Below are 14,848 nucleotides of genomic sequence, written 5' to 3'. Positions count from 1 at the left end.
TATGAATTTGACTGAATTCCTGTGCGAGACGCAGGCCACCGTCCGCTCACAAATGCGTGACGGCGCGTTATACGAAGAATTGGTATTCGCGGGTATCGTAATGGACCACATGTCGGAAATAGGCATGACGTTCGAACCTGTCGAATGCCATTTTGAAGGCAAAGTGGGCAATGCGAATTTAAGGCTCAGCGGCTATTCCGTGTCGGAAGATAGCGACCAACTCGACCTGTTCGTCAGCCTATACGCCAACGTCGATATCCCCACGCCGATCCCGGATTCCGAGACGAAGACCGCTGTCGAGCAGTGTCTGCGCTTTCTGACACTATGCGCCGAAGGCAAGATGGCTCCGAAACTCGATCCCTCAAGCGACGTGCGTTCGCTCGCGGAGACACTGCACGGCATCTACAACGACTTGGAGCAAATCCGCGTATACGTCATCACCGATAAGGTCGCCAAATCCAAAAGCTTCAAGACGCGCGACATAGGCGGCAAGGCCGTGCGTCTCGAAGTCATGGACATCGAACGGCTTCATCGCCATTGGTCCGAGGGGAAACCTCGCGACGAGCTGGTCGTGGATTTCAACGAGGTCTCCGGCGGGCCTCTTCCTTGCGTCTTCGTGCCTGGTGAAAACGATGACTACGACTACGCGCTTACAGCCGTCCCCGGCGAGGCTCTCCGACTGCTCTATGAGAAGTTCGGCGCTCGGTTACTTGAAGCCAACGTCCGCTCATTCCTTAGCGTCAAAGGAAAAGGAGTCAATGCCGGCATTCAAACCACTTTGCGTTCAGCGCCTGAGCGGTTCATGGCCTATAACAATGGCATCGTAATCGTGGCCGATGAAATGCGTTTGGGCAAAAATGGCGACGGCGCGACGGGAATAGCGTGGCTTAAAGGGCTTCAGATCGTCAACGGTGGCCAAACAACTGCCTCGCTCTATTTCACCAAGAAAAAATATCCCGACACCGATTTGAGCCATGTCAGAGTTCCGGCCAAGATTATCGTGATGAAGACCCAGGACTCAACCAAAGAGGAGGCGCTGGTCTCAGATATATCGCGCTTCGCCAACAGTCAGAATGCAGTCAAGCAGTCGGATCTCTCGGCGAACAAGCCCTTCCACGTCGAAATCGAAAAGCTCTCTCGTTCGGTATACTGCCCGGACGGTGTCGGCCAGTGGTTCTACGAGCGCGCGGCTGGTAGCTATAACACCCTGCTAACCCGCGAAGGCACAACACCAGCAAAACTAAAAGCGCTAAAGGATGCGATTCCGACGGCGCGGCGCATCACCAAAACCGATTTGGCAAAATACATCACTGCGTGGGACCGCAAACCGGATGTCGTTAGTCTAGGGTCTCAAAAGAACTTCGACCGCTTCATGGCTGCCCTCACGTCCTCCGATGGCCAAGAGGTGCCTGTGCCAACAGTTCCAGAGTTCAAGGCCATGATCGCAAAAGCCAAAATTTACCGAGACTCCCAAAAACTTTTGCGCCCAATGTTTCAAGCATTTCAGGCCAACGTTACTGCGTATACGGTCTCACTGCTATCGGAAAAACTTGGGTCCCGCATTGATCTCGACCGTATTTGGGCAAAGCAAGCAGTTTCCTCTGAGCTTCTTTCGCAGATTGCAGTTTGGGCCAAGGAAGTCAACGATGTGCTACATTCCTCCGCCGGTGGTCGCATGGTTTCTGAATGGGCCAAGCGGCCAGAATGCAAAGAAGCAGTGATGAGCGCCAGCTACTCGATAGCCGCTTCCAACATACCAGAGGTCAAGGTGGGGTAGGATATCCATAACGGAGGCAATCGACATTGGGGGATCGGCGCATGGCTGACATCGTGCCACCATCGGTCAGAAGTCGAATGATGTCCGGCATCAAGGGTAAGAACTCTCAGCCCGAGATGCTGGTCAGGCGTATGTTATTTGCCGCTGGATTCAGATTTCGGCTGCACCGACGCGATTTGCCAGGCACGCCCGACATTGTCATGCCAAGCCGAAAGATCGCCATATTTGTGCATGGCTGCTTTTGGCACGCTCACAAGGAATGCAAGTATTTTAAAATTCCGGCGACGCGGCCTGACTTCTGGGTTGAGAAACTACAAGCCAATGTCGATCGAGACCAACGAGCCTTTGATGCGCTAACAGCCATGGGTTGGCGGGTTTTGTGTGTTTGGGAATGCGCCACTCGCGATCGAGAGACAGTCAAAACACTGTCCGACAGAATCACAGCATGGATCAACCAAGACACCCCGTGCGGGGAAATTGGTCGAGGGTGAGTAAGCCACCGAATCGTTTTTCTTATGTCAATAGCTTACTCTTCACGGGAAGCTAAGAATTTATAGATAACCTTTGCTATTTTTCGCGCCAATAAAGGAGGGACCGCATTTCCGATCTGTCCATACTGCTCTGTCCTGTTTCCTTCAAAGAAGTAATTATCCGGGAATGTTTGCAATCTTGCCGCCTCACGAACCGTGAGGCTTCGGCATTGGGCAGGATCAGGATGTATGTAGTAATGGCCATCCTTTTTGATGTGGGCCACAACTGTAGATGAAGGCGCACCGCCAAGCTGGACCCTAAATCGATCTGCAAAAGGAATGCTCTCCTTTTCGGCATTCATATGGTCAGGCATAAGTTTGGGTGGGAAGTCATACAGTGTAGGTGCATAACCTCTTTCTTTTGCGAAACAAGCCGCAAATAGATAGCGATGCAAATCCGAGCGCATATGGCTACGCGTTTCGTGTTGTAGCACTCCGCCTAGCCGGCTATCGAGATACCAAGAGCGCAATTCTTTGGGCATTTCTACACCAGGAGTCACTACCATAGGGATGAACGTTCCTCCCGAGGATGGTAATTTCTCTGCGGCCTCGACTGCGTTCTTCATCCGCGTTTCAATCTGGGTTCGTAAAGGCAAGCGCCACAAATTCAAACTCAATGGAGCTACTTTCATGACCCCGAGCCACGTCTTGTGCGAATCCGGCTCTTTGGAGATTCGACTACGCAGTGGCGGCAGACCCGACAATGCGGCATTTACGCTCGGCCTTGGAAAGGTTTTTCGTAACAAGAATCGTCGTGGATTCCTCATAAGTTCTGGTGTAGCCTCAACAACATCGGACCTGATGCCAAACAGAATCACACGGTGGCGGCTTTGTGGGATGCCATAATCGTCCGATTCAATTACGTAATCCCGCGGCTTCAGTTCATTGCCATCCACAACCAAAGAGCGAATCTGATAACTGAGACCATTTTTGGGCGCGGACAAGTCGGCCAAAATGCGTTCAAAAATCTTGGACTCGCCATGCTTGGAACTAAGCATCCCCTTGACGTTTTCCATGACAAAGACCGATGGCTCAAATTCCTGAATGATCCGAAGATACTCTGTATACAGAAAATGCCTCTTATCGCTCTCAAACGCTTCCGGGTCCTTCCCCCTAAGGCGCGAGCGTCCAGCCATCGAGTAAGCCTGGCATGGCGGCCCGCCGATCAACACCCAATTTCTCTTGCCGCCTATACCTTCTTTTATCCAAGCATCAATAGTTTCATGGGGTGTCGCGCCTAACTCTGCACAGCGAGCCTCTTTCGAGGCTTCTTCCGCAGCGTCTTTAATCTCCGGGTGGCTCAAAAATTCTTCGCGAGTCATGCCCCCACGGACATACTCGTAATAGCTAGCAGGCGCATTGCCTTTGGGAAATTTCCGGAACAACGCCCTCAACATCAAAGTTCGATGGGCAACCGGGTCTTTTTCGATGGAAACCTTAACGCCGAATCTTGGAAACCCATTTTCGTCCACAATGGAAGAAAATCCCTCACAAAGACCACCCGGACCGGCAAACAAGTCGATAACGGGAATTTTGCTACGCTGTGCCATCAATTTTTTCTTCATATCATTATTCCAGGGATCACTCAGACCCCCGATAGAACGGCGAATACCACAACCGCTACGCCACCACTCAAAACTTTTCAAAACCCATCATTTTATCTCATATCAATCACAACGTCGCGAACGATGTGGAGGCCAAAACATCGATGATGCCTCACAGAAACATAACCAATATGCAAAAGTAAAAAAGTAGCCTTTGCTCGCCTTAAGTTATTAAATCTATAATTTTTTGTCGTATTCGGCGCCCATATTCCTTATGGCTCTCTATGGTAGTCATCTGCCTATCCAAACCAAGCATGTATTCCGCCATCAAGTCAGCTTCCTCCACCACTGACTTGATGGCCATCGGGTCAGCGCTCACAGCCTTGATTCAGTGCTGGAAGTAGGCCGCGAGGTTATCAATTTGACGTTGGGACATTGGCACACCTATCTCGGCACTGCGTCGCCGCGGGCCGGGCCAACTACGTGTGACTGTCGGGGGACATTGAATGAAACCGCAGAAAAAATTCATACCCACAAGAATTCTTAGCGCATAGATATTTTCATGAGAGCAATATTAGTAGGTTAAAATCATTCTTTTCGCTTGGCGAATCGTGTCCCGATTTTTAAGAGCGCCTATTGTGATTCGTGCAACCCCGAAGGAAGACATGGCTCCGTCCAACATGCAGCTCAAGCAACAACGACTCGACGCGTTGTTCGAAGAATGCCAACAGCACGTCTTCTCCCAGATTATCGGCCCATTCGGGCTATCGCCGGCCATGTTCGCCGACAAGGCCGGCGGCAATGTCACCACGGTCCAGAATTTCGAGAAAGGCATCGTCGCCACCGAAAGCGACAAGGCCTTGCACGACTCACTCACAGAGGCGTATGACCGGAGCAAGTATGAGCTGTCCCAAAAAGAATGGGCCGTAAAGCGTGATGAGCGGATCGCGCGTGGCGTGGATGAATACACCAATGAAGCGCTTTCGGCCAAACCAGAACTCGACCATTTCATCCCGATAAAAGAGGTAGCAACGAACGCAAAAATGCATCTGGCCCTCGGGGAAGTCAAAGACGGCAAGGTCTCGGTCGAGAAGATCAAGGCGCTGGTTAATGACGACGTGAATTTGGCCGTCACGGACATATCCATCAATCGTTCCAAGAAGGACCACGACGCGAAAGAATGGAGCGAGAAGGTGTCGACAGCGGACGCGGAAAAAAGCAACGCCGAGCGCTTCGCGATCGACCCCGACGCAGTGGCTAAGAAGCACGCCGAATCCAAAGAGAAATTCGACGGTGAGACAAACTCCGCCATGTTCAAAAAACAGGGTGGCGAGCTTCTCAAAACTGGGGGCAAGCAAGCCTTGGCCATGGGCCTGAGGCAATCTCTAGGCATCCTGCTAACTGAGCTAGTCAACGGGCTGTTCAACGAATTCAAAATCATGATTAAGGAAGGCTTCGCGCTCGCGGAGAATATGTTAACGGACATCGGAGAGCGGCTTGGACGAGTCGCTCGCTCAGTAACGAAGAAGCTGCCAGACGCATTCAGTGCGCTCTTCGAAGGCGGCGCCAGCGGCTTCATGAGCAATCTGCTGACCTTTGTGATCAACTCCTTCGTCAGCACGGGCGAAAAGCTGGTTCGGGTGATACGCGACGGCCTGCTGGGTCTTTTCAAAGCCTTCAAGCTAATCGCTTTTCCTCCCAAGCACATAAGCCAAAGCGATGCTGCCCAACAAGGTTTGAAGATCTTGACGACTGTCGTCATCACGTCGTTGGGCGTCATGATCGAACAAAGTGCAATCACCTTCATGGCCACGATACCATTCCTTAAGCCCTTGGCGGACATTGTCGCGCCGGTGCTGGTCGGGATCATGGTGGGCCTGCTTTCAGCCCTGGTGGCATATCAGATCGACCGGCTGTTCGACGCGTGCACCAATGCCGGCGACGAGCGCCGCCTCGATGAGTTAATTGAGGACTCGCAGCGCATGGAAGCGTTTGCCACCGCAATGGAGGAACAGATCGGCTTCTCGCTAGCGAACCTCAACAACTACGCGACATCCATTGAGCTTTACCACGACATCGGAGCGTCCTTCGGATCCGCAAGCAACGACGCTAATCTCATGCGGCTGAGCTTGGAAGCGAGCAATGCGGAGATGGCGCTCCAAATCGAAAGCACGACGGCGACGGTGGCTTACATCGAATCCTCGCAGCTCGAAATCGAACGCTTCTTGAAACATATGTGATTCGATCTACCTAGTCGCCAAATCACTGAAACGCCTCAGAAAAAATCTCCAATGCAAACATCATCCGCTCCATCCACGCCACCGTCCGACAGTGCCTATGAATCTACTACCCCTAGGACTGACCTCGCTCTGAGCGAAATGCAAATCGTCGAAGCATTTTCGAATGTCACGGTGCCAGATGATATTTTAAGGAACAGCAACGTTCCGCAAATGGTCGAGGACATGAGGTCCACGAAAAAGCGTTTGGAAACCTCGGAGGAGAGGTTGAGCCAACTCCGCAGAGAGAAAAACGACGGCAATTTCATCTCGAACATATGGAATGACCGAAGCGATCAGATCGACGACGCCAAGGACAACGTGAACAATGAGTTCCGAAAGCTCGGCGTGCTCTCCTCAAATCTCCTGATACTTAATACGGCCATGGCCAAGATCATGAATGGTCAGCAAAAGGCATTGCAAGGTCAACAGATTGCGCTAGACCACCAAGCCAGTGACATCAAGAAGCAGAACAGCAACATCAAAGAACACCAAGAGCTTCATGCGAACACGCTACGCGAATTTAGCAAAGTGGTCGACTCATTAAAAGAAACCAAAAGTCTGACGCAGGCTCAAGCGATCGACCTTATTAAATGCGCGCAAAAGCTGGCTGAATCCGAGAAGTCTATGATTAAATCCCATGAGCTCCTCATAGACAAAGTCGAGGAGCGGCTGCGAATTATCTCTAGCGACTGGACAGAAATTATAGCCAACCGGCTTGCTCAATTCGACCAAGTCCATATGGCTATCGAAATGCGCGTAGCGGAGCGTTTGGCCATGAGCGAAACCAACGCAAGAGATAAGTTTTTGGAAGCGGAGACTTTGCTGCATAAACTCGATATGAAACTCGAAATGATGGCCGAGCGCGAAGCCGGATTTTCACGAGAGCTCGAAACGCAGCGTAAAGGTATCCGCACGCATCAGATTATCCTCGCACTAGAAGGCGTGGCGATTTTCGGTTTTTCAATTTGGATGGCTATTGGCCAGCGTGCCCTTCCGTCGTAACTAGCACTAGCGATTTTCAAAATATGCCAAAACAAAAAAATATCAGCCTGCCTTTTTTATGTAGTGGCTAGTTTAAAGAGATTCGAAAAGGGTGTTACACAATGTAAAACCGCTGATCTTTTTCAAGAGTCAACGGCTAAGTTATTGGCTGTAATGGGATGAAGTGCTCGCCCGCGCTTAGGCAAGCCATTTAACCCAAGTGCAGCCGTAAGTTTAGGGGTTCCAAGCATCGAATTCAAGACTGCGGCAGGAAATGTATCCCCTTTATCCAATTCATTTTTGGCGGGATCATGCCATATTTACATCTAAATTTTTCACGCATTTTTTTATGATTTCGTCGCTTTTTCCTGGAAAGGGGTATCATCATTATTATTACCATAATAGCAATAAAATTCATATGCTGTTGTATTTTAATTTTCTTATTTGCAACATTTTTTTCAGCAATTTTCGAAATGCTATTTTTTGGTTTTAAAAAAATATCAAAGGAAAAGTTTAAAAACTTATTTCCAGATATCAGAAGAGACTACACCGGAAACGGAATTGATACAGCAAATTCTTTGCATATAATTTCAATTTTAATATTTTGGATCACTCCCATAATCACCATTTCATCACTAGTAAAAATTGGCATTCTTTCTATTAATCTCGAAGATTTGTTGAAATTATTTTCTGTGGCATATACTACTGCGGGAACAGTTTGGATCGCAGCGGGAGTTCGCTATACAAAGCCGAGTCAACTTAATGATATTGAATTACAAAAGCACGTTACATTTACTTTCGCGTCTGCATCAAGGCATTGCACTATTGGCATTTTTATTTTTTTGCTTGGGATAGCTATTCAACTGGCAGCAGAAAGCCAATACGTGAAAAGCATAAATTCAGATACAAATAATGAGCCAACTTATGAGTGCACGATTTCAGTAAAGTCTGGCATCGAAATTAAGCCAAACGAAATTTATTACTGCACAGTAAAAATAAAAAATAAATCTTAAATAAATTTCGTATTCAAGGCAGCCAAAAATAGTATAACTAGACACAATGCGGCATACATTACATCTATAGCAATTAAGTTGGCAGTGGTGTGTGCTTTTTCGGCGTTCTTCATGTTGCTCTTCCGCTAGTAGTTGATCGCTCCGTCTATAGTTTTCGATGTTTTATCGGCCAAAGTCAAGTGCGCGAGCTATTTTTTTATACCGCCTCGAACATGACGGTCAATGATTTGCACTTCATAGCTCATCGACTTGCGCAAATATGGGCCATAATTTCATCGATAAATATGACTGCTATATCTATGAAACTCGAACTATACATGCATGACATGTATGCCTTAAACAATTCAGAACGGCACGGGGGCATGGCCCACGTCCGATGGCACCGGCCCGGAGTAAGAATTCTACGTTCCGCGATCTGCGGGCGTAGTTGGTCATGAGCGGTGGCCTGCGACCTCAGCCATGCGGGCTGAGGTCCACCCCAACGCCAAGCAACAAGCCCTGTCGCAGCGGTGTTATGCCGCACGCCAATCTCCGCCGCTAGGATCAACGAGAAAATTTTCTGCGAGCAATTCTTCAATGGCACTCGCCTCTTCGCCTCTGCCCCTTCCCATAGTCTAATTTTCGGACGAAGTCGAAGGCAAAAAATTCAAAGAAGAATTTGCCGACATTTTTTCTGTTAATGATTTGGCCATGTCATGAGTTCCTCACGTTGTCATACTCTTCAATCCATTCCGTGTGTGTTTCCATAGCAGTCATCTGCTTTTCTAAACCCAGCACGTATTCGGCCATGAGCTCGGCATCCTTGGCTGCTGAGAAGATAGCCATCGGGTCAGTGCTCACAGCCTTGATCCAGTGTTGGAGGTAAGCCGCGTGGTTGTCGATGTGGCTTTGGGACATTGGCACGCCTGTCTCGGCCGCCAGGATCGCCGAGCAGATCTCCGCCCTCAGCTCTTCCACGGCATAGGCCTCGTCGCCCCAACGCTTGGCGATCGCCTCCTGCCGGTCCAGCCGCTTCTTGTGCAGCGTGCTGTGCGCCCCCTCGTGAAGGGCCGTCGCATAGTAGTCATAGACGCTATGGAATGACTTTTTGGCCGGCAGACGTATTTCATCCAGGGCCGGCACGTAGCATGCATCGGTGCCACCATGAACGACGAGCAAGCCCGTCTTTTCTTTGAGAGCCTGGATCACCGCCTCCGCACGGACGACCGGATCGAACAGCTTTTCAGATGAGGCTTCAAGAGATGGCACGCCATCCATTTGCTGAGCATTGAAAACGACGTATCGGCGCAGCGCGAAAACCTTGCGCTCGGCCTCACCTGCCTGCGCATTCCGCGCGCCTGAAAGTCCACCGCCTCCCCCTCCACTTCCACTTCCACTTCCGGCATTTGCATTGGCATAGGCATTAGATCTGACGCTGCCGGCAGGCTGACGATTGCCGGCAGAAGAGCTTTGATGTGCATCCGGGCTCGCAGATTTCCCGACTTCAACCAACTTCACGATCGGGGTCCCTTTCTCGCCACGCCTGACCTGCCAGCCATTTGCTTGCGCCTGCTGATAGGTTGCCCACCGAGGATCGGAGTGTCCCTCGGCATCAAGACAGCTCCCCAAAGCAAGCAACAGCCTATTTATGCCTCGATATCCGTTGTTCGTGGCGAGATTCACTGGCCTGAGAGCTTGCGCCGCCCAAGGTCTTTGCCAGGGGGTATTCCCGTTCTTCATCGCTTCAATCAGTGTGAGAGCGATCTCAGATTTCACGTCTGCTTTATTTCCAACATTTTCGCCTGCAGAGCGAGCATGTCCGTTAAATTGCACAGCTGGGTTTTCGACACGCATGTCTCACCTCTTATTTTTGCCACTATGAAGACCTGATCAGTTCGTCCCCCCCCCTACATTACAAAGACCTATTGGGGATCAATATCCTGATGGCCGCCCTTCTGGTCTTGGGAAAACGCGCGCGGCGCCAGGCTTGCCCCGCAAATTCTTTGATGAACTCGATCCATGTGCGCCTGCTCCGTTAGCATTTTTCGGATCACATTTACCAGTTCCCGCGACAAGCTGGTTCGCTCCACACCGCCACGCTCCTTTAATTTGCTGTGCACGTAAACGCAGAGTTCCAGCTTTACAAAAAGCATCCCCGCGTATTTTTCCTTGTCAGCTTGCCGATCTTGAATGCAGCTCTTTCGAAATTTAGTATTGAGCTCTTCAATGGGGACCTCCTCTTCAATAGGGGCTTCAATGTGGACTTCAATGGGTGCGCCAATACCTGCTCGGTCACTTGAAGACGCCAAATCCTGGTCGTTGCCCAAGTCCCCAACAAGGTCGACATCCAGATCAGCTAGAACCACGTCTTCGTTAGCAATGGTTTGAGTGGCTAACGAGGCACCTCGTGGGCTTTCGCGCACCTCCGCAAGGCACAGCCTATTGATGATGAAACCCGAGCAATTGAAACCGTTTTCTCGTATTGAGTTCACTTTTTTCATCAAACCTCCCATACAACATGTTTTCGACATCCAACACTTGGCTTCTTGCTCCGGCCCTGCCCTCCCAACGCCTTCGCCGCTGATGCTGGCCGCGTCCCCGCACCATTCCTTGCGGCCCTTGCCGGCAGCATTGGATATGCTTCTTCCGTTCAGCTATGCACGGGACTGCTTTGGCGCGTGGTTATTCGCCGATTGCTTGCCAGGAAATTGGCAAGACTGCGACGAACGGCCGCCGCCATCGTTCGGCCAAAGATGCAAATTCATCAGTCATTGAGGGCATCGTTCCTCGCATCGCCAGTCTTTTTGGATGCCCTCTTTTTTTTAAGATCAAGAGCTTCGTTCAGCATTGCTGACAGCTCCTCCACGCTGGGCAAGTCGTGCAAATCGCTGGGCAGCTCACTGCGCACCGGCTCAATCTCGGCCAATGGCGCAAGTTCCGGGAGAAAATCTGTCCTCGATGCTGGCGAGTCAACGCTGGCTCCAAGTGGAACACGGGAAAAAGCAAACGAGCCAGACGAATCGGGATAAAAAGTGTTTGGCTCAGTGTGCCCGGCTGGAATTAGAGCCGTGCTTGCTGCTGGCACTGCTGATGCAGGAGCTGCCACTGAGGTTGTGCCAGAGATTGGCGCTGCCTTTGCGGCTGGCGATATTGTTGCAACTGGGGTTGCGGCTAGGGTTTCTGCTGGGGTTTCTGCTGGGGTTTCTGCTGGGGTTTCTGCTGGGATTGGAGCTGCGGCTAGGGTTGATGCTGCGATCGGGGCCGGGGAGGACGCCGCAGGGCTGCCAACAAAGCCCGCACCTCGGCTGACATCTTGAGTCCATGCAGCCGGCACGTGAGCAGCCCGCGCCTTTTTCATCTTGTAATGGGGCCACAACAGCTCGTATGCTTGGCCACCGGTAAAGAGCGCCAGGCGAACACCTTTGCCATCGGGGGTTGGGCCGAGGCGGGAACCCAGCTCCGATGGCTTGTAAATTGCAATCTCGTCACGCGCGAACGAAAGCGTCGTCGAGCTGCCTGAGCCACTCGCGCCGCTGCCGCCGTAGGAAATATTTGAGCGCTCGACCTCTCGGGAGCCCAAGGCCTTGCACATTTGCTCCGCGGTGTCTCCCTGCATGAGCTGCCCCACTAGGACGGTGCCGGCCATCGACACCATCGCCTTCACCATGAGCGCGCCATGGATCTCCTCCAGCTGCTCCAAGTCTTGGCAGGCCAGGATGCAGCGCACGCCCCGCGAGCGGCCGACTTCCAAGAGCGGCCGGATCGGAACCTTGCCCATTTGCGCAGACTCGTCCGCGATGATCCACAGCTTACGGCTCTCGTCGTCGTCCATCTCCACGCTGTTCACAATCGCAGAGACTGTGCCAATGACTCCCTCCAAATAGCCCTTAGTAAGCTCCGGATAGGCGCCATGCCCTTGAAGAATAATTTGCCGGCGCACGCTGCGCGAATGTTCCCCGCTACTTCTCCGGCCACCGTCCCGCTCAACTTCACAGGCTCCCTTCGAGCTACCTTTCCGACGGGCTGCCCCCTCAACTGCCTCCCCGCCCTTCCTCTTACCGTTCCGGCCCGCGCCTCCCTCAACGGGCTCACCATCATCAATGGCGCCGCGACCTTCAATGGCCTCGCCAACATCATTGGCTGGTATCCCGCCATGCGCCCATTCCACAAAGCTGACACGGCGATCCTCCGGTGTTTCACCCCAGGCCTCAGCCAGGTCAAAGATCGACGCGCAAAACGAGGACAGATTGATCAAAATGCCCTGCGTAGTGACTGACGCCCTCTCCACCGACCGCATTGCCTCTGGGTGGCACGCCTCCATGATTTGCAAAATATTGGCCTGCGGGATGGACATCATTTCAGCCAGCTCGCGCCATCCCCAACCATTCCCTCGCGTCGTCTTTAAATAGATCATGAAGCCGACCACGATCTGCCGCGCCGCGTTGGACCACATCGGATCTTGGGCCTCCCTGATCATGGCCGCGGCAAAGCGCCGCATGTCCCCGATGTTCCGCATGTCCTTCGCGATGTCCCACGCCAGGGAACGGGCATCCCACGGCGCCATGATCTCCGGCTCACCAAACCCCTTTGTGAACTCGCCCTTAGGATCGAAAAGAAGCAAACTCTCGCCCGCATCGATCACGGCCTGAATCATTGGCTTGAGTGCCGTCGACTTGCCAGAGCCCACGCCTCCCACTACCAGGACGTGCCTAGTCCACATGTCCGCTGGATAAGGCACATCCGGGGCAATGGAGTGATCAGGCCTGCGCTTGACCCGGTCCGCGAGCATCAGATTCAGCGCCTCGGCCGCTTGGGCGCCCACATGGCGCGCCGATCCTCTCAGCACAAGCAGGCCATTGCGCGGAGCGAGGTAGATTTTCGCCAGGAGCACCGCGGGCAGACACGCGACCCACAGCCCAAACATCAAGCGAGAGATCAAAGCGATCTTTTCCTCCGCAGACAGCGACGCCAGAAATTGGGCATAGCTGCGGGCCGCATCTGGAAATGCCCAACTCCAAACGCCATGCAAAGCCGAGCGAATGAGGTAGCTCAAATGGAGAGATATGGAGCCCGGAGGGTCATTCAGCCATGGCAGCGGCCGCCAGGACAACATCAGCGCCAAAATCCCGAGAAAAGCTCCAAGCGTCGCGCTGGCGCCGATCCATCCCACCACATTCACCCGCCCCACTGATGGCGCGGCGGGGGCTGAAAGCCCCCAGTCAAACTCAGTCCAACCATTGTCGCTGTTCATCGCTTCTCCCAATGCCAATCAGGGCACTGCTGAGGGGAATCAGCTTCGGACATTGGCGCCGGCCGCCTTGACGAGCGGCCAGCGCCGCCGCTGATCAGACAAACAAATCCGGCTAGGCAGAAGACTCTTCCAAGTTGCAGTCGAAGGCAGGAAGACAATCACTCGGAGGAAGCAATGACAGCAATGACTCAATATGGAACGCCAGAAGAAACGATGCTCGCTTATACCAACATCAGCGCCCGCGAAAGGCAAATCTTGCAAGGAGTGGCCAGAAGATACATAAAGGGAACCCATTTCACCGAGCCCCTGGATCTGATGCATGAGGCTCTATACCTGACGGTGGAGCAGCGCCGCCGCTGGCCCAAGAACGTCAATTTTGAGATCTACATGGTCATGACCATGCGCAGCATTGCAGGCGCCGATCGCAACAAACAGTTGACGCAGGCGGCATCAGGCGTTCCTATCGAAGACATTCTTGAATGGTCCTTCCTGGGCGAGAACTTTCACATCTCCGCCGAAGAGACTGTCCTCCGCGCCGAGGAGCGCTTGACCGATAGCATATCCACCAAGACGATACTGGGCCAGCTCCGCGCCGGGGCCGACAGAGTCGCGGGAGACGTTCTTGCATGCCTTCTGTCGGACATGCCGGCCCGGGAAATCAGATCCTCGCTCGGCCTCACCGTTGGCGCATATGACGCGGCAAGAAAGCGGGTCTTGCGAAAATTTAAAAGTCGGAGAGACTCTGATCCGGCTGTGACGGCGGAAGCACTCTTCCTGCCGCTCATGCCACGCTGAGATCGCGGCGCATGGCGAAACGAAGAGGCTCTCTCCGATGATTCGAAACACTAAGAAAAATGGTGCGGGGAAGCCCGCGCCCCGCTCAAACCCCATCAAGGCCAAGCCCGCAAGCGCCGGGCTCTCGCCACTCGAGGCGTTCATCATTGCTAGTGGCGAATTCTCCGCCGATGACATTGCGTCAATGACGAGCGACGACACCTTGCCCCACAAGGAAACATCCGAGGAAGCGCCGTTGGAGCCCTATGAGCAGTGGCTCAGCGCCAGAAAAAACCGCGATGACGAGCCTTCCCCGACTCAAATGCCCTCCGCGATTCAGATCCCATCGACGATGATCGCTGGCATGACCGCTGAGGAGAAGTATGTCGCGCGCATCGCCTCGGCAATTACCCATGCAAAAAAACAAGTGCGCATTAATGGCGACTCGATGCGCGACCTTGGAATCAAGGACGGCGACATGGTCGACGTCGAGCTCAATGCCGAGCCAAAGGATGGCGACATCGTGTGCGCGGACATAATAGGCATTGGCAGGATTATTAGAACACTAAGAATCATAGGCGGCGCTCATATCTTGACCGCAGCAAACCCGGCATTTGAGGCCATTTCGATCATCGACAAATCGCACATGCGCATCTTGGGCATCGTGATCACTCCTCCCAGCAGCATTCATTGAACATCAAAACATAAGTGGACTAGGGC

At 52.6% G+C, this 14,848-nt stretch carries 11 protein-coding genes; 7 read left to right on the top strand and 4 right to left on the bottom strand.

The annotated features are described in order from the left end of the window. The first annotated feature begins 1 nt into the window (after nucleotide 1). Nucleotides 2-1,777 carry an AIPR family protein gene (locus tag ACQ4WN_RS09350; RefSeq protein ID WP_436551280.1) on the top strand — a complete coding sequence of 592 codons (1,776 nt, stop codon included), beginning with the start codon at nucleotides 2-4 and terminating at the stop codon, nucleotides 1,775-1,777. A 41-nt stretch (nucleotides 1,778-1,818) separates the two neighbouring features. After that, the gene (locus ACQ4WN_RS09345) at nucleotides 1,819-2,268 is read left to right on the top strand and encodes a very short patch repair endonuclease (protein WP_101481601.1); all 450 of its coding nucleotides are present in this window, start codon (nucleotides 1,819-1,821) and stop codon (nucleotides 2,266-2,268) included. A gap of 35 nt (nucleotides 2,269-2,303) precedes the next feature. Here the strand turns inward: ACQ4WN_RS09345 and ACQ4WN_RS09340 are convergent, their stop codons facing one another. Beyond that, nucleotides 2,304-3,872 carry a DNA cytosine methyltransferase gene (locus ACQ4WN_RS09340; protein ID WP_242428393.1) on the bottom strand — a complete coding sequence of 523 codons (1,569 nt, stop codon included), beginning with the start codon at nucleotides 3,870-3,872 and terminating at the stop codon, nucleotides 2,304-2,306. A 644-nt stretch (nucleotides 3,873-4,516) separates the two neighbouring features. Between ACQ4WN_RS09340 and ACQ4WN_RS09335 the strand changes: the two genes are divergently transcribed. The 3 genes from ACQ4WN_RS09335 (at nucleotide 4,517) to ACQ4WN_RS09325 (ending at nucleotide 8,124) form a co-directional block, all read left to right on the top strand. Beyond that, nucleotides 4,517-6,091 (top strand): hypothetical protein, encoded by a 1,575-nt coding sequence (locus ACQ4WN_RS09335; protein ID WP_436551279.1) that lies wholly within the window; start codon nucleotides 4,517-4,519, stop codon nucleotides 6,089-6,091. A 138-nt stretch (nucleotides 6,092-6,229) separates the two neighbouring features. After that, nucleotides 6,230-7,132 (top strand): hypothetical protein, encoded by a 903-nt coding sequence (locus ACQ4WN_RS09330; RefSeq protein WP_436551278.1) that lies wholly within the window; start codon nucleotides 6,230-6,232, stop codon nucleotides 7,130-7,132. Between the two features lie 452 nt (nucleotides 7,133-7,584). After that, nucleotides 7,585-8,124: a hypothetical protein gene (locus tag ACQ4WN_RS09325; RefSeq protein ID WP_436551277.1), complete on the top strand. Its 540-nt coding sequence runs from the start codon at nucleotides 7,585-7,587 to the stop codon at nucleotides 8,122-8,124. 693 nt (nucleotides 8,125-8,817) lie between these two features. On the opposite strand, the gene ACQ4WN_RS09320 is transcribed toward ACQ4WN_RS09325, so the two are convergent. From ACQ4WN_RS09320 to ACQ4WN_RS09310, 3 genes are all read right to left on the bottom strand, one after another. Further along, nucleotides 8,818-9,957 carry an ArdC family protein gene (locus ACQ4WN_RS09320; RefSeq protein WP_436551276.1) on the bottom strand — a complete coding sequence of 380 codons (1,140 nt, stop codon included), beginning with the start codon at nucleotides 9,955-9,957 and terminating at the stop codon, nucleotides 8,818-8,820. Nucleotides 9,958-10,025: 68 nt separating this feature from the next. Beyond that, nucleotides 10,026-10,604, bottom strand: a complete 579-nt coding sequence (locus tag ACQ4WN_RS09315) for a hypothetical protein (protein ID WP_436551275.1) — start codon at nucleotides 10,602-10,604, stop codon at nucleotides 10,026-10,028. Nucleotides 10,605-10,867: 263 nt separating this feature from the next. Next, the gene (locus tag ACQ4WN_RS09310) at nucleotides 10,868-13,354 is read right to left on the bottom strand and encodes a type IV secretion system DNA-binding domain-containing protein (protein ID WP_436551274.1); all 2,487 of its coding nucleotides are present in this window, start codon (nucleotides 13,352-13,354) and stop codon (nucleotides 10,868-10,870) included. 174 nt (nucleotides 13,355-13,528) lie between these two features. On the opposite strand from ACQ4WN_RS09310, the gene ACQ4WN_RS09305 reads away from it, so the two are divergent. Both ACQ4WN_RS09305 and ACQ4WN_RS09300 read left to right on the top strand, forming a co-directional pair. Next, a complete protein-coding gene (locus ACQ4WN_RS09305) occupies nucleotides 13,529-14,149 on the top strand; it encodes a hypothetical protein (RefSeq protein WP_436551273.1) in 621 nt (206 codons plus the stop codon). A gap of 37 nt (nucleotides 14,150-14,186) precedes the next feature. Beyond that, on the top strand, nucleotides 14,187-14,822 hold the full coding sequence (locus ACQ4WN_RS09300) for a LexA family protein (RefSeq protein WP_436551272.1): 636 nt from the start codon (nucleotides 14,187-14,189) through the stop codon (nucleotides 14,820-14,822). Nucleotides 14,823-14,848 lie beyond the last annotated feature (26 nt).

Source organism: Janthinobacterium pasteuri (assembly GCF_051380775.1).
Taxonomy (GTDB): domain Bacteria; phylum Pseudomonadota; class Gammaproteobacteria; order Burkholderiales; family Burkholderiaceae_D; genus Janthinobacterium.
This window is presented reverse-complemented; position numbering and strand designations above follow the sequence as displayed.